This window comes from [Lactobacillus] timonensis (assembly GCF_900240275.1).
Lineage (GTDB): Bacteria > Bacillota > Bacilli > Lactobacillales > Lactobacillaceae > Limosilactobacillus > Limosilactobacillus timonensis.
The window spans coordinates 13,591-28,269 of sequence record NZ_LT964761.1; the positions used below are offsets into that span (position 1 = coordinate 13,591).

15 protein-coding genes are annotated in these 14,679 nt (G+C 49.5%); 5 read left to right on the forward strand and 10 right to left on the reverse strand.

Annotated elements, in window-relative coordinates; translation table 11 throughout:
* The first annotated feature begins 26 nt into the window (after positions 1-26).
* Genes mvk through fni form a run of 4 tightly spaced genes read left to right on the forward strand, consistent with a single transcriptional unit; the run spans position 27 to position 4,118 of the window.
* Entirely contained in the window at positions 27-959 is a 933-nt protein-coding gene (gene mvk, locus C1710_RS00060; RefSeq protein WP_102281672.1) for a mevalonate kinase, read from the forward strand.
* A 20-nt stretch (positions 960-979) separates the two neighbouring features.
* Positions 980-1,954 carry a diphosphomevalonate decarboxylase gene (gene mvaD, locus C1710_RS00065; protein WP_102278687.1) on the forward strand — a complete coding sequence of 325 codons (975 nt, stop codon included), beginning with the start codon at positions 980-982 and terminating at the stop codon, positions 1,952-1,954.
* A 22-nt stretch (positions 1,955-1,976) separates the two neighbouring features.
* Positions 1,977-3,065, forward strand: a complete 1,089-nt coding sequence (locus C1710_RS00070; RefSeq protein WP_102278689.1) for a phosphomevalonate kinase — start codon at positions 1,977-1,979, stop codon at positions 3,063-3,065.
* 3 nt (positions 3,066-3,068) lie between these two features.
* On the forward strand, positions 3,069-4,118 hold the full coding sequence (fni, locus tag C1710_RS00075) for a type 2 isopentenyl-diphosphate Delta-isomerase (RefSeq protein ID WP_102278692.1): 1,050 nt from the start codon (positions 3,069-3,071) through the stop codon (positions 4,116-4,118).
* A 122-nt stretch (positions 4,119-4,240) separates the two neighbouring features.
* On the opposite strand, the gene C1710_RS00080 is transcribed toward fni, so the two are convergent.
* Complete coding sequence (locus C1710_RS00080) at positions 4,241-5,641, reverse strand: RsmB/NOP family class I SAM-dependent RNA methyltransferase (RefSeq protein ID WP_102278694.1); 1,401 nt, start codon at positions 5,639-5,641, stop codon at positions 4,241-4,243.
* 114 nt (positions 5,642-5,755) lie between these two features.
* Here C1710_RS00080 and C1710_RS00085 point away from each other — a divergent pair, with 114 nt between their 5' ends.
* Positions 5,756-6,571, forward strand: coding sequence for a Cof-type HAD-IIB family hydrolase (locus C1710_RS00085; RefSeq protein WP_102278696.1), 816 nt, complete (start codon positions 5,756-5,758; stop codon positions 6,569-6,571).
* Between the two features lie 258 nt (positions 6,572-6,829).
* Here C1710_RS00085 and C1710_RS00090 read toward each other — a convergent pair whose 3' ends face one another.
* The 9 genes from C1710_RS00090 to C1710_RS00125 form a co-directional block, all read right to left on the reverse strand.
* Positions 6,830-7,150, reverse strand: coding sequence for a metal-sulfur cluster assembly factor (locus C1710_RS00090; RefSeq protein WP_102278698.1), 321 nt, complete (start codon positions 7,148-7,150; stop codon positions 6,830-6,832).
* Positions 7,151-7,158: 8 nt separating this feature from the next.
* Complete coding sequence (gene sufB / locus C1710_RS00095; RefSeq protein ID WP_102278700.1) at positions 7,159-8,565, reverse strand: Fe-S cluster assembly protein SufB; 1,407 nt, start codon at positions 8,563-8,565, stop codon at positions 7,159-7,161.
* Entirely contained in the window at positions 8,546-9,022 is a 477-nt protein-coding gene (sufU, locus tag C1710_RS00100) for a Fe-S cluster assembly sulfur transfer protein SufU (RefSeq protein ID WP_102278702.1), read from the reverse strand. The genes sufB and sufU overlap by 20 nt, the downstream gene beginning before the upstream one ends.
* Positions 9,009-10,244, reverse strand: coding sequence for a cysteine desulfurase (locus C1710_RS00105; RefSeq protein WP_102278704.1), 1,236 nt, complete (start codon positions 10,242-10,244; stop codon positions 9,009-9,011). Before C1710_RS00105 ends, sufU begins: the two co-directional genes overlap by 14 nt.
* Positions 10,237-11,523 carry a Fe-S cluster assembly protein SufD gene (gene sufD / locus C1710_RS00110; RefSeq protein ID WP_102278706.1) on the reverse strand — a complete coding sequence of 429 codons (1,287 nt, stop codon included), beginning with the start codon at positions 11,521-11,523 and terminating at the stop codon, positions 10,237-10,239. Before sufD ends, C1710_RS00105 begins: the two co-directional genes overlap by 8 nt.
* 11 nt (positions 11,524-11,534) lie before the next feature.
* Complete coding sequence (gene sufC / locus C1710_RS00115) at positions 11,535-12,329, reverse strand: Fe-S cluster assembly ATPase SufC (protein WP_102278709.1); 795 nt, start codon at positions 12,327-12,329, stop codon at positions 11,535-11,537.
* Between the two features lie 94 nt (positions 12,330-12,423).
* Positions 12,424-12,585 (reverse strand): hypothetical protein, encoded by a 162-nt coding sequence (locus tag C1710_RS08220; protein WP_180961348.1) that lies wholly within the window; start codon positions 12,583-12,585, stop codon positions 12,424-12,426.
* A gap of 5 nt (positions 12,586-12,590) precedes the next feature.
* The gene (locus tag C1710_RS00120) at positions 12,591-12,977 is read right to left on the reverse strand and encodes a hypothetical protein (protein ID WP_102278712.1); all 387 of its coding nucleotides are present in this window, start codon (positions 12,975-12,977) and stop codon (positions 12,591-12,593) included.
* A gap of 95 nt (positions 12,978-13,072) precedes the next feature.
* Positions 13,073-14,506: an APC family permease gene (locus C1710_RS00125; RefSeq protein WP_102278715.1), complete on the reverse strand. Its 1,434-nt coding sequence runs from the start codon at positions 14,504-14,506 to the stop codon at positions 13,073-13,075.
* Between the last annotated feature and the right edge of the window lie 173 nt (positions 14,507-14,679).

Genomic DNA, 14,679 nt, shown 5'->3' on the forward strand with positions numbered 1-14,679 from the left:
GTTCTTACAGAAAGGCTGGGACGTCAATGAAGTCGAAGGGAATTGGCAAGAGTCACGCCAAAATTATTTTAATTGGCGAGCATAGCGTCGTATACGGCCAACCCGCAATTGCGCTCCCCTTACCCAATGTTGCCGAAACAGTAACCATCACGCCACGCTCGGATGGTCATCGTTTAATCCATAGTTCATACTTTGATGGTGACCTCAACGCGTTACCTACTAATATGGACGGGGTTGGCAAGTTAATTCAAACACTGGTTGACCGCCTTGGTGGCAACCATGACTACTGGGACCTCGCCATTAATAGCGATTTGCCAGCCGAACGCGGCATGGGTTCTTCAGCCGCAACGGCGATTGCCCTGGTACGGGCCTTTTTTGATTATTATCAACAGCCCATCAATCGTCAATTGCTTTTGCAACTAGTAGCGGTTGAAGAAGACATTACCCACCGTAATCCCAGCGGACTTGACGCCGCTACCGCCGCTTCCCCTTCACCGCTGTGGTTTGTTCGCGGTAAGGTCGGCACCCCGATCCCGATGCATTTACAGGCAACGATGGTCATTGCAGATACTGGCATTGAAGGAGCTACGAGGGAAGCAGTTACTGCCGTTCATCAATTGCTAGAACAGTCGCCCTCAAAAACTCGCGCTTGCATTAACCAACTCGGCTCATTAACACGGCAAGCACAGTCTGCTCTGAAACTAAATGAAGTAGAAAAACTTGGTGCCATCTTATTAGCGGCCCACCAACAATTACAACGGTTGCAGGTAAGCGATCACAAGTTAGACCAACTAGTGGAAACAGCAAGGGCTAACGATGCTCTGGGAGCCAAACTAACCGGTGGCGGCCGCGGCGGCTGCATGTTTGCCCTCGTTAAAACCAGTGCCCAGGCACGTCGCTTGGCTGACGCCCTCATTGAAGCTGGTGCCAGAAAAACCTGGCTGCAACCACTTCGTTAGTTAAAGAAAGGAAGATTAATATGCCTACCAAGGCGCGTGCCCATACCAATATTGCCCTGGTCAAATACTGGGGAAAACGCGACCCGCAGCTGATGCTGCCACAAACAGACAGCCTGTCGCTAACCCTGGATAAATTTTTTACCGACACAACCGTGACGGCCAATGGCAACTTAAAGCACGACCGTTTTACTATTAACGGGCAGGTAGTTGATGATAAGAACGCGGCCAGACTAGCATCCTTTTTAGACATCATTCGTCAATTAGCTGGCACAGACACCCGCTTTAACGTCCAATCGATTAACCACGTGCCAACGAGTGCCGGTCTTGCATCTTCAGCCTCGGCTTTTGCCGCTCTGGCAGCTGCTGCAAGCAAGGAGGCTGGTTGTCATCTTAACCGACGGGAACTCAGTCGGCTGGCACGGCGGGGTTCTGGATCTGCCACCCGCTCGGTTTACGGCGGACTAGTTGAATGGCACCGCGGAACCAGTGACCAAACTTCCTTTGCCGAACCAGTAATGGAACATGTTGACTTTCCGCTGGAAATGTTGGCAATTGTTATCGATGCCGGTCAAAAAAAGATTTCAAGCCGCACCGGGATGCAACGATGCGTTGAAACTTCACCGTTTTATCCTGAATGGCGAAAAATCGTTACTGATGACATGATCAAGATGAAGACGGCGATTGATGCTCACGACATTAACCGGATTGGAGAATTAGCACAGGAAAATGCCCTGCGAATGCATGCCCTGACCCTTTCGGCTAATCCCGGCTATACCTACTTTGAGGAACAAACCATAACGGCAATGAGACTGGTTGATACCTTAAACGATAATGGTCTTCCATGCTATTACACAATGGACGCCGGTCCCAACGTCAAATTGATCTATAATAGTAAAGATCGTCAACAACTAATTGACCAGCTAGCCCCTGTCTTTGGCAAGGACAGGCTAATTGTCGCTAAACCAGGACCTGGTGTTAGCATCACCCAACTTTAGCTTAACAAGGAGATTCATACATTTGATTACTGAAAAAGCACCTGGAAAGTTATACATTGCTGGTGAATACGCAGTTGTCGAAAGCGGAACCCCTGCTATTTTGGTTGCGCTCGACCAGTTTGTCACCTGCCAATTAACGTCCGCCCAACACCAAACCGGGCGAATCATCAGCCGCCAGTATCAAGACATTGAACTGTCCTGGCGCAGGCAAGGCGACCAACTAGTTGTTGACCAGCGTGACAACCCCTTTTCTTACATCATTCAGGCCATCGAAGTAACGGAAGCCTACGCGCGGTCATGCGGGCGGCAATTAAAAATGTTCGACCTGACCATTGATAGTGATTTGGACAGCGAAAACGGTCGTAAATACGGGCTCGGTTCGTCCGCTGCGGTTACCGTTGCTATTGTGAAGGTTCTTTGCCGCTTCTACCAATTAAGGGTGACAAACGAAAAGCTGTTTAAACTAGCTGCCATCGCCCACTTTACTGTCCAAAAGAACGGGTCATTGGGTGATGTTGCCGCGTCCGTCTATGGCGGCTGGATTGCTTACCATTCTTTTGACCGCCAATGGTTAGCTGAACAACAGCAGGCTGTAGACCTAGCGACCCTCATCAAACTGCCGTGGCCGGACTTGAAAGTCGAATCATTACCGACTCCGAAGCAATTACGGTTGCTCATCGGTTGGACTGGAAAACCGGCGTCGACTTCCCTGCTCGTGGACAAAATCTCTCTTTTTAAGGCTGTTCATCAGCAAGAATACCGGCAATTCCTTGCTGATAGCCGGAAATGCGTTGACCAAATGATTACAGGGTTCCGGACTAATCGGCTCGACTTGATCCAAAAGCAAATCCGTGCCAACCGTCAGCTGCTTGTCCGTCTTGGTCAGCTATCCGGCGTCAGCATTGAAACACCCCTCCTGCAAGAATTGTGTGCGATTGCTGAAAAAGCAGGTGGAGCCGCCAAGACGTCGGGAGCTGGTGGTGGCGATTGTGGAATTGCTCTGATTGATAATCGACAAGACATCCACCAACTGCAACAACAGTGGCAAACAGCCCACATTACACCGTTGGATCTTCATGTCTTTTGGCATCAGCCAACCAAGGAGGACTAGCAGATGACAATCGACTCGCGACGTAAAGATGAGCACCTCCGTTACGCGGAAATGACAAACTCAGCCCGGCAGGGACAGCTAAACGATTTTGATGGTGTTCGACTCTTGCACCAGGCACTGCCAGAGCAATCACTTGCGGAAGTCGATCTCTCCACTTCCCTGATCGATGGTTTAACGATTACCAGTCCTTTTTACATTGAAGCCATGACTGGCGGGAGTAAAAAGGGTGGCATGATAAACAAACAGTTGGCCTCCTTGGCAGCTAAACACCACTTAGCAATGGCCACCGGATCGATGAGTATCATCTTCAAAGACCCGACTACTAAACCTACCTTTGAGGTCGTAAGACAGCAAAACCCTCATGGTGTCATTCTCGCCAACCTCAGTGCCAACGCCAGTGTTGACCAAGCAGCTGAAGCGATAGACCTAGTGAATGCTGATGCGTTAGAAATTCACCTCAATAGTGCCCAGGAAGTCGTCATGCCGGAAGGTTCGCATGACTACCACTGGTTAACCAACATCAAAAAGCTAGCTGCCCGTTTCCCGGTGATCGTCAAAGAAGTCGGCTTTGGCATGACAAAGGAAAATGTTCAGTTGCTCGCGGATAACGGGGTCGCTGGGATTAACGTCGCCGGCCGCGGTGGAACCAACTTTGCCGCCATTGAAAGTCTGCGTGGCAAAAGAATTGGTCAGACCGTTGATTGGTCACCATTATTTAATTGGGGGCAGTCAACAGTCGAGTCGCTCCTGGAAGCACGGTCAACTAACCACCGGCAAGCTACCATCATTGCCTCAGGTGGTGTCCAAACACCAGCTGATGTTGTAAAGGCTGGTGCACTTGGCGCTACCGCTGTCGGGGTCGCAGGATTTTTCCTCCACCAGTTAAACACTAATTCGTCCGGCCTAGACCAACTCATCGATGACTGGAAGCAAAATATTCAAGCCATGGTGTTACTAGCGGGTTGCCATCGTTTTACGGACCTCGTCAATGCTCCTTTTATTCTTAATCCGCAACTGGAAAGCTACGTTCAACAACGACACTTAAAAATATAACTGTTCAACTTTTTATCCCAAATCAAAAACAGAGTTCACCACCCATTGAAGTGAACTCTGTTTTTCTTCTAAAATATTGCCATGCTGATGTGACCTAATCGGCAACCCCTATGCGGGGCTAATTAGAACCGCAGCCCTTTCGGGTAAAAATTCTTAACCGTCGTCCCCACCAGCTTACCAAAGCCGCATGGGTGGCCCTCAGTAACGAGGAGGTACCAACCATTTTCATTTCCGGCATCCACCGTTAACGTATCACCATGGACGTATTGGCGCCACTGCTCGCCAGAAACATTTAAACGGCGAACTGCCGCCATCCCGTTTGAAGAAAGTGCCAGGGCAAGCGCTAGCGATGGCTCAAAACGCTTTTTCTTGAGTGTGCCAAGGTGAAGACCCGGTCGAAGAACATGGAGACCGTCTAAGGACGTCATCAATGAAGGCAATGCATACAGTTGGTCGCCAAATTTCACCAGGCGCGACGCAGAAAACCCCGGCATAACTTGTTGGCACCACTGTTGCCATTCCATCGTCTCTTGTCGGCTCGGTTTCATCTCTCCTTGATGCTGACGGCGTTTCTTTTTTTTCTTCGGGTGCTGCTTTGTCAGCAATCCTATCTTAGCAGAGTTGCCAACAGCTAGTTGAAACTTGGTAATGAAGTGACCCTCACCATGGTAGTGGTGAGGAAATAAGCGAATAGCTTTGGCCAGGTCAGGATTACCATCGGCCCACTCCGGCCGACCATTATCCATCCCTTCTTCTTGATGAAGAGGGCAAATAGTTAGATCATAATTAGCCAGTAACCAGGCAGCATTCTGCTCGTCTTCCTCAGGGGCAAAGGTACAAGTGGAATACACCAGCGTTCCTCCCGGTTTGAGCATTTGCAAAGCCGACTTCAGGATCTGCCGCTGGCGGTTGGCACATTCAGCAGGATAGTCCGGATTCCAGTACTGAATTCCATCAGGGTCCTTCCGAAACATCCCCTCTCCCGAGCAGGGAGCGTCAACGAGGATTCGGTCAAAAAAACGGGGAAATTGTTTTTCTAATTCTGCTGGAGACTCGTTAGTGACGACAGTGTTCACTGCTCCCCACCGTTCCAAGTTTTCTGCTAGTACCTTGGCCCGCTTAGCAAAAATTTCGTTGGCTACTAATAGTCCCTGATTGTGCATCAGGGCAACGATCTGCGTGGATTTACCACCCGGAGCAGCACAGAGGTCTAACACCTTCTCACCTGGCTGCGGATCTAATGCCACTGCGACGTTCATTGCCGATGGCTCCTGGCTATATACCCAACCGGTAACGTGGTCGAGTGACTTGCCGTCGACTTGCCCATAATAGCCATTAGCAACGCCAGGTACTGGCCACGATCCTGTTTCACTAATAGTGGCTTGTGGGAGCCCCGGCTTTCCCGGGTTAGCCCGAAACCCGCTGACCGCTGGTTTCGCTGTCAGTGCCCCGATAAAGTCTGCCGCCTCATGGGAACCCATCAGGCGCTGGTATTTCTCAATAAAAGCTGCTGGCAAATCCATTTCTAACCCTCCAGAATTTTCTCCGCTTATTCTAACATAGTTAGCGTGATTCCAGCTTGCTTTTCCGTGTCTCACAGTGTTAAATAGAAATATTGGAGAAAAGGAAGTGTGAATATGAGTAAGTACCTCATCGCGATTGATCTGGATGGAACGACCTTAAATGACCAGTCTCAAATCAGCTTGCGTACTCAACGGACATTGGACAAGCTCTCCCATCTGGGAAACGTTGTCAGCATCATTACTGGTCGGCCATTTCGGATTTCTCACCAGTTTTATGACCAGCTGCAACTGCACAGCCCCATGGCCAACTTGAATGGTGCCATTACCCACATTCCTTATCAGCATTGGCAAGATGAGTACTGTGACACCGTTCCGCGTGACCTGGTCTTTGACTTACTGGACCACCAACAGGAACTGGGGATCGACACGATGAGCGTTGAAGACAAGACTCACGTGTGGGCCAATAAGCCGACAAAGCTCCTCCCGGAATTTTTGCCCGACCATCTAGATCCTAACCAAATTCTCTCCCCACAAACGCTTCGTCATGACCCTGTCTGCGTTACCGTTCATTACACGCACGATAGTTTGCCTAAGCTAAAAGCCTACGTTGAGCAAAACTATGCCCAAATTGTGGAACCGCGAGTGTGGGGTGGTCATTATGACATTATTGAACTCATTCATCGCGGAATCCACAAGGAAAAAAGCGTCAAAAAAATCGCTAACGCCTATGGTATCGACCAGCGAAACATCATTGCTTTTGGGGATGAAAGCAATGATAGTGAAATGCTGAAGTTTGCTGGGACCGGGGTAGCAATGAAAAACGCCATTAGCAAGGTCAAACAAGTCGCAAATGACGTCACCCCCTGGGATAATAATGCCGACGGGATGGCCCGGTACCTGCAAGGTTTCTTCGGCCTGCGCGACGAATAACATTATCAGCAATAAAGTGAGCGTGACAAACCGTGAAACAGAAATCAGAATGATTTCGTTTTTGAACGGTTCTAACGCGGAAGTCATTTATGACTTCGTCGTCACGACGCGCAGCTAGGCTATCCGCCGCCCCTGCGAACAACAATGGCTCCTAGCGTTCGGCTTTGCCAGAACGTTAGGAGCCATTGTTGTACCGCTTGTTAACTTTTAGTATAGATAGGAGCGATTATGTCACGGTCCTTTTGTTTCTTCGGCTTCTTACATGTGGATGCCAAGTGCTATCTTCGCGTACTTTGACATCCGTTCGACAGTCCAGACTGGTTCCCATACTAGTCGAATCTGACAGTCATTAATCCCGTCAACGCTCTTAACCGCAAACCTAATTGAGCGGTCGAGCAGGTCACCAATTGGACAGCCCATCGTTGTCAGCGTCATTGTCACCGTGCACATTCCCTGGTCATCAACGTCAATCCCGTAAATCAAACCCAGGTTAACTAGGTCAACGCCTAATTCAGGATCGATGACCTCTCCCAGGGCTGCCTTCACTTTTTCGATCAGTTCCTCATGCTTTTCCATCATATCCTCCGTTAACCAATCGAACCTTCCATTTCAAAGCTAATCAGCCGGTTAAGTTCCACCGCGTATTCCATCGGTAATTTCTTGGTAAATGGCTCGACAAACCCCATGATAATCATTTCGGTTGCCTTGGCCTCGGATAACCCCCGGCTCATCAGGTAATAAAGTTTTTCTTCCGAAATCTTGGAAACCCGTGCTTCGTGCTCCATTGCCACGTTAGCGTTATCGACTTCGTTGTACGGAATCGTGTCCGAACTCGACTGATCATCCATGATAATGGTATCGCATTCGACGTGTGCCTTGGAACCATCAGCATTTTTAGTAAAGCGAACCTGTCCCCGGTAGTCCGTTGAGCCGCCACTCTTGGCAATGGATTTTGAAACAATCGAGCTCGAAGTTTGTGGCGCATTATGAATCATTCGCGCACCAGAGTCCTGATGAATACCGTTAGCGGCGACCGCAATCGATAACATCGTCCCCCGGGCCCCTTTGCCATCCAGGTAAACACTAGGGTACTTCATCGTCACTTTCGATCCCAAGTTTCCGTCAACCCATTCCATCGTCGCGTTCTCTTGAGCAGCAGCCCGCTTGGTTTCGAGGCTGTACACGTTGTCGGACCAGTTTTGAATTGTCGTATAGCGGCAGTAAGCATCCTTTTGAACGTTGACTTCCACCACCGCGGCATGGAGGGAATCACTGGAATAATTAGGAGCGGTACACCCCTCCACGTAGTCGACACTCGCTCCTTCATCGACAATAATGAGTGTCCGTTCAAACTGACCGGAATTTTCCGCATTTAAGCGGAAGTACGACTGAATCGGTGTCTTGCAGTGAACTCCCTTAGGAACGTAAATAAAAGAACCACCAGACCACACCGCACCATTTAAGGCCGCAAACTTATTATCATCCGGATGAACCAGCTTGCCAAACCACTTTTTAAAAAGTGCGGGATGCTCTTTGAGGGCCGTGTCAGTATCGGTGAAAATGATTCCCATTTTGTCAAACTGCTTTTTCATGTTATGGTAGACCACTTCTGACTCGTACTGTGCTGAGGAACCGGCCAGATACTTGCGTTCTGCTTCGGGGACCCCGAGCCGGTCAAACGTCCGTTTTAAGTCAGCTGGCACATCGTCCCAGTCACGGAACTTACGGTCCGTCATTTTTTGATAATACAACATATTATCGAGGTCTAAATCCGACAGGTCCGGCCCAAAGTTAGGCATCGGCATCTGCTGGTAAAGCCGGTATGACTTCAAACGAAAGTCGAGCATCCACTGCGGTTCACCCTTTTCCGCGGAAATTTGCCGTACAACATCTTCCGTGAGCCCACGGCCAGTGGAATAAGTCGGTTTAATATCGTCATGAAAGCCATACTGATAATCTTCATCTTTGAGAATGTCACTTGCTTTGTCGGTCATGGGTAGCCCCTCTCTCCTGCTCATTTTGTTCCAGTGCTTGCGCTAGCGCCCACCACGATAATGTTGCGCACTTAATCCGTGCCGGAAACTGCATAATGCTGGTCAACGCTTGCGCATCACCTAATTTCGCTAACTCTGCTGGCTGGTGTTTCTTGCCAATCGCTTCGTCGGAAAACACCTTGGCCATTGCTAATGCTTCGCTGGTCGTTTTTCCAGCAACTGCATCGGCCATCATGCTCGCCGACGCCTGACTAATTGTGCAGCCTTCCCCGGTAAAACCAATCTCAGCAACACGTCCATCAATCACCCTCAATTCAAGATTAACGGTATCGCCACAAGTGGGATTATGAAGCGTCTGCTGGTTGGTCGGCTTCGCAATATCTCCCTTGTGGTGGGGATTGGCAGCCGCATCGAGGATAACCGCCCGATAAAGTTGATTTAACTTAGATAGTCCCAATGTGAAAGAACTCCTTCGTTTCTCTAATTGCGTCAATTAACTGGTCAACGTCTTGCTGGCTATTGTAAACGTAAAAACTGGCACGGGCGGTGGCCGTGACACCCAGCTGGTCCATTAAAGGCTCCGCACAGTGATGGCCCGCACGAATCGCAACCCCCTCCATGTCGAGGGCCGTCGCGACGTCATGGGGATGAAGGCCAGTAATATTAAATGAAATCACACCCGTATGCTTAACCGGGTCGTGGGGACCATACACGGTGACATAGTCTTCAGCCAGTAATCGTGGTAATGCAGTCTCAACTAACTCCTGTTCATGACGCTCAACATTAACCATCCCCAGCTGTTGCAAATAGTTCATCGCGCTGGCTAGGGAAATGGCGCCCGCGACGTTTGGTGTCCCCGCTTCAAACTTGTGCGGTGGTTCAGCAAAAGTTGTTGCTTGCTGGCTGACGGTGCTAATCATCTCGCCACCAAACTGGTATGGGGGCATTGCTTGCAAAAGATCGTACCGCCCGTATAAAACACCAATTCCCATGCCACTCATCATTTTATGACCAGAAAAGGCGTAAAAGTCCACTCCCAATTGCTGAACGTCGACAGCAAAATGGGGGACAGCCTGGGCACCATCAGCAACAATGATTGCACCATGCTGGTGTGCTAGTACTGCTAATTTTTTCAGCGGCGTTTTGGTCCCGAGAACATTGCTCGCGTGAGTCACGGCAACAATTTTTGTTCGGTCCGTAATCTGTTTTTCAGCAGAGTTCAGGTCCAGCGACCCCGCCGCCGTTAAGCCGATATATTTCAAACTTGCTCCAGTGGCAATTGCTAACTGTTGCCAAGGGACCAGGTTACTGTGGTGTTCGGCAATAGAGACCACAATCTCATCGCCGGCATGAACGTGTTGACGTCCGTAAGTAGCGGCAACGAGGTTTAACCCCTCAGTAGCGCCCCTGGTAAAAATAATTTCTCGCGCGTCAGCAGCATTAATAAAGTGTTGAACCACTTTTCTTGCCTCTTCGTACTGGGTCGTTGCGCGAACTGCGAGCGTGTGAACCCCCCGGTGGACATTGGCGTTATCATGTTGGTAAAAATGCATCAAGTCGTTGAGAACCGGGGTCGGGCGCTGGGTAGTCGCCGCATTATCAAGGTAAGCCAGCCGTTCCCCATTCACCCGTTGCTCCAGAATCGGGAAATCCGAACGGATATTATCCCACTTACTCATTCAACAGCTTCCTTTCCAAAAGCGTGATCATTTGCTCCTCTAGCTGACGATTCGGTAGTGCCGTCAAAACCGCGCTAAGAAATCCCCGGATGACCATCCGCTTGGCTTGGTGCTCAGGAACACCACGGCTTAGCAGGTAGTACAGTTGTTGGGCATCCACCTGGCCAACACTAGCAGCATGGCCAGCATTAACATCATTTTCGTCAATCAGCAGGATCGGGTTGGCATCCCCGCGAGCTGCTGGCGACATCATCAATAAGCGGTTCTGCTGTTCGGCATTCGAACCGTGAGCACCATGCACAATTTGCCCAATCCCGTTAAAAATCAGCTCAGAACTGTCCAAAACAACGCCTCGCTGGTTAATTAACCCAGTTGAGTGCGGGCCACGATTAGTCACCCGGTTGTTGAGGCCAACATGTTGGTGTCCGCCCGTTACCGCAATCAGTTTTGAGTCTGCTTTGCTACCTTCACCGATCAATTCCGCATCAATATCACCAAGAACATTTCCAGCGTTCATCATTCCCACTGCCCATTCCACATTGGCATCTTCTGCCAGGTGGGCACGACGGTTCAGGTAAGTAGTAATATTGGCATCAGTTTCATCAAGTACCGCAAAATGAACCTCACTGCCTGGTTCAGCGACAACCTCCACCATCAAATTAGCCAGGTTTGCGACCGTCCCCACTGATGACAGATGCTGGACAACATGAACCACTGAGTGGGGGTGAGCCACAACCAACAGGTGGTTGACAAGCGGCTGGTGAGGATTAGTTGCATCCTGCACCTGGTGAATCTCTAACGGTTGCTCGACAGTTATTCCGGCACCGACTTCAATGACGCATCCACTGTTTAGCGCCGCCTGGTGATAAGCCGTCAGCCTATCTTGGTTGGCACTAATGACGGACATAAAGTACTTAGCTACTACTTCAGGGTGCTCAACCATGGCCTGATGAAGCGACTCGCAACGAACACCCGCAGGTACTTGTTCGTCAATAATTTGCTGGTCAGAAGCAAAACTATGGAGGCTGACGTCAGTCTTATCGTTCTGCTGAGCAGCATTAATGGCTGCTGCTGACGGCTCCAAAGTCGCAAGCTTGAACTGGTCATCTGATGGCAGCAATGACCAGCCATCATAGGAAAACTCCTGCATCGTTGGCATTGGCAACCGTGAATATAGTTCCACTGCCTTAAGCCGCCGAGCGATAAAGTCTGCAGGTTCTCCCACTTGACTTGCCGCATTTTTTATCTGTTGTTGGGTTTGCTTTAAATTGAAGGTCATCATCCTTCCCCCTAGTTTTCGTCCGTCAGCTCAATTTTGAGGCCCAGCTCATCACGTAATCCGGCATAGCCTTCCTTTTCTAAGCGCTTAGCCAAATCAGGTCCCCCGGTGGCTACCACTTTGCCACCCATCATGACGTGAACCACATCAGGAACAATGTAGTTCAACAGTCGCTGGTAGTGAGTGATGATCAAAGAACCAAAATTATCGCCGCGCATCGAATTAACTCCGCGGGCAACGACTTTCAGTGCATCGATGTCTAAGCCGGAGTCAATTTCATCGAGAATCGCAAAGGTCGGCTTAATCATCAGTAGTTGCAAAATTTCGTTCCGCTTTTTTTCTCCCCCGGAAAAGCCTTCATTAAGGTAGCGTTCAGTCATCTCATCACTCATATCCAACAAGTTAAGATTCTTTTCTAGTTCCTTAATAAAGTCCATCACTGATAACTGGTCATCCTTGGGTCGCCGAGCATTCATCGCCGCCCGCAGAAACTCAGCATTGGTCACTCCCTGAATCGCCGCTGGGTACTGCATAGCCAAAAAGAGACCAGCACGGGCCCGCTCGTCAACTGGTAATCCAAGGATACTTTTCCCGTTAAGGAGAATGTCGCCAGAAGTCACGTGGTAACTCGGGTTTCCCATAATGGTCTGCGAAAGGGTCGACTTTCCTGTCCCGTTGGGCCCCATTATCGCGTGAATTTCACCAGTATTCATTACCAGGTTAACCCCGTGTAATATTTCCTGCTGCTGTTTATCTTCCTCGTCTGTTACCGTCACGTGCAAGTCTTTGATTTCCAGTTTGCTCATCTGCGAGTCCTCCCACAATTTGTCCGTTATCTTTAACGACATTTTACTGCCTCATTATACCAGGCAAAATTAAAAAAGTAGGGAATTATAAGCCCTACTTTTTAAACTTGCCATAACGATCTTGTTCCTTGATCATACTGCTCTTCCCACGGTGGCTATTGATGAAACGTTGCTCGCCTGCAAAAATCCCAAGGTAGGACATCAACGCCCGCTGTAGCTTTGTTCGCCACCTTGTCTTTTGTTTTTGCTGATTCATGATTCTCAATCCCAGAGTTCTTCAAAATGTTGAGAAGCCGAAGTCGTCGCGTCACTTACGTGTGGAGACTGATCTTCTGAAACAGGCGCCGAAGCTATCGTCAGCCAGTTAAACTTATAAACCAACTGCCCATCCTGAAAGTCAACCAGGACCTGTTTCCCGGAAAAATACCACTCGTCTTCAAAATCGACGTAAAAATCAATACCTGCCACTTTTGCACTGGCAATGGGCTGTTCAGCCTGTTTGACCAGGACGGGAACAATCTTAACATGATCAACACCACTATTATGAGGGCGAACCACCCTCAAGCGCACGATCGCCGAGCTGGCCTTATTAATGTTGAGCCCCTCTTTGATGGCAGAAGCGCCCGCTGCGGTAACCTCGAGTTTCATTTTATCCTCTCCTTTGGCGCTTATTTTATCACGTCAGGAACTAAAAAGCGCCCTGCTGGCCAAAGACGCCAAACGGAGCGGTTTAAGTCAAACGATTAATTTGTTTTTTTCTTGCTCATCACCGAATGTCTCATCCCGTAAGTGAAATACAGGATAATTCCGATCACAAACCAAGCGCCAGCGTAAGTCTTAGCCTGAGTATCCAGTCCCAAGAAAACTACCAGTGACGCCAGGAAACCAAGCGCCGGTAAGACAGGGAAAAACGGCATCTTGAAGGCCGGATCAGCAATATCCTGACCTTCGCGTTTGCGAAGCGGGTAAATTGCCAAGCAAACAAACATGAAGGCAATAAGCGTCCCAGCGGAAACAAGCTGCGATAAGAAAGCAAACGGGAACAGGGCACTGATAATCAGGGTGACAATCGTTAAGACCAACAAAGCATTGTTGGGCCGTTGTTTATTATCAAGCTTCCCTAAAAACTTAGGCAGCATCCCATCACGCCCAAAAGAATAGATCAGTCGAGAACCGGCCATCATCATTCCAATCAGCGCCGTTAACATCCCCACAACCGCCACTGTTTGAACCACGGTTGCGACCAGCGGATGACCTGCTGTCCGTAAAGCGAGGCCAACTGGTTCGGCACTGTTAACGTATTTTTGATACGGGACAACCCCTACCAGAACAACCGAAGTCACAACGAACAGTACCACCGCAATAATCAGCGAACCCATGATTCCTCGTGGCATCGTTTTCTGCGGGTTGATTGCTTCACCGGAGTTAGCAGCGATGGAGTCAAAGCCGATGTAAGCCAAGAATAACATGGAAACCCCGGCATAAATCCCCTGCCAGCCACCAAAAGCACCGTTGGCCGTTGGCCGGTACTTGGGGATAAATGGCACGAGGTTTTGAGTCTTAATCGCACTCAGGCCGACGATGATAAACAGCAAAATGGCGGCAACCTTTAGAATCACCAAGACATTTTCCACCCGGGCAGCGTCTGACACCCCGCGGCTAATCAAAAACGAAACAACCAGGAGGACAACTACCGCGACCAGGTCCATAATTCCCCCGTTAGTCCCGAAGGCGTTAGACAATGAACTCGGCAGTTGCCACCCTAGCGGTGCAATTAACGCCCGAAAATTGGCAGACAGCCCAGAACCAACGAAGGCCAGTGCAATAAAGTATTCCGCCAAGAGCGCCCAACCAGCAATCCAGCCGAAAAACTCGCCGAAAATAACGTTAATCCACGAGTAGGCTGAACCTGCGAACGGCATCGCAGCAGCCATTTCGGCATAAGCAAAGGCCACCAGCCCAGCAACAACGGCGGCAATGAGATAAGAAATAGCTACTGCTGGCCCAGTATGCAGCGCCGCAACTTCCCCTGGCATTGTGAAAATTGAGGCAGAAACAATGGTCCCGACACCGAGCCCCAAGAAGTCACGAACTCGCAGCGACCGAACCAGGTGGCTATCCTTATCCTCGTAAACACTTGGGTCCTCTTTTCGTGTCATTGTTTTCCACAGACTCATCGGCAATCACTCTCCCTGCTAAAATTAGAATTTGATTAGTTAATTCTAGCAAGTCTCTCACTTTGCGTCAATAGTGAATCTAGCAAACGGTAAGTTCCAATGCGAACAATCTGCCCATTCCAATCACAATTTGTTAACTAGCAATGCCTTAATAGTGAATCAGTTAACGTTAT

What these genes read in the sequence shown, in the direction of transcription:
- fni (WP_102278692.1), top strand. Translation starts at nt 3,069, where the DNA reads ATGACAATCGACTCGCGACGTAAAGATGAGCACCTCCGTTACGCGGAA.
- C1710_RS00125 (WP_102278715.1), bottom strand. Translation starts at nt 14,506, where the DNA reads ATGAGTCTGTGGAAAACAATGACACGAAAAGAGGACCCAAGTGTTTAC.
- C1710_RS00120 (WP_102278712.1), bottom strand. Translation starts at nt 12,977, where the DNA reads ATGAAACTCGAGGTTACCGCAGCGGGCGCTTCTGCCATCAAAGAGGGG.
- sufC (WP_102278709.1), bottom strand. Translation starts at nt 12,329, where the DNA reads ATGAGCAAACTGGAAATCAAAGACTTGCACGTGACGGTAACAGACGAG.
- mvk (WP_102281672.1), top strand. Translation starts at nt 27, where the DNA reads ATGAAGTCGAAGGGAATTGGCAAGAGTCACGCCAAAATTATTTTAATT.
- mvaD (WP_102278687.1), top strand. Translation starts at nt 980, where the DNA reads ATGCCTACCAAGGCGCGTGCCCATACCAATATTGCCCTGGTCAAATAC.
- C1710_RS00080 (WP_102278694.1), bottom strand. Translation starts at nt 5,641, where the DNA reads ATGGATTTGCCAGCAGCTTTTATTGAGAAATACCAGCGCCTGATGGGT.
- sufB (WP_102278700.1), bottom strand. Translation starts at nt 8,565, where the DNA reads ATGACCGACAAAGCAAGTGACATTCTCAAAGATGAAGATTATCAGTAT.
- C1710_RS00090 (WP_102278698.1), bottom strand. Translation starts at nt 7,150, where the DNA reads ATGATGGAAAAGCATGAGGAACTGATCGAAAAAGTGAAGGCAGCCCTG.
- sufD (WP_102278706.1), bottom strand. Translation starts at nt 11,523, where the DNA reads ATGACCTTCAATTTAAAGCAAACCCAACAACAGATAAAAAATGCGGCA.
- C1710_RS00085 (WP_102278696.1), top strand. Translation starts at nt 5,756, where the DNA reads ATGAGTAAGTACCTCATCGCGATTGATCTGGATGGAACGACCTTAAAT.
- C1710_RS00105 (WP_102278704.1), bottom strand. Translation starts at nt 10,244, where the DNA reads ATGAGTAAGTGGGATAATATCCGTTCGGATTTCCCGATTCTGGAGCAA.
- C1710_RS08220 (WP_180961348.1), bottom strand. Translation starts at nt 12,585, where the DNA reads ATGAATCAGCAAAAACAAAAGACAAGGTGGCGAACAAAGCTACAGCGG.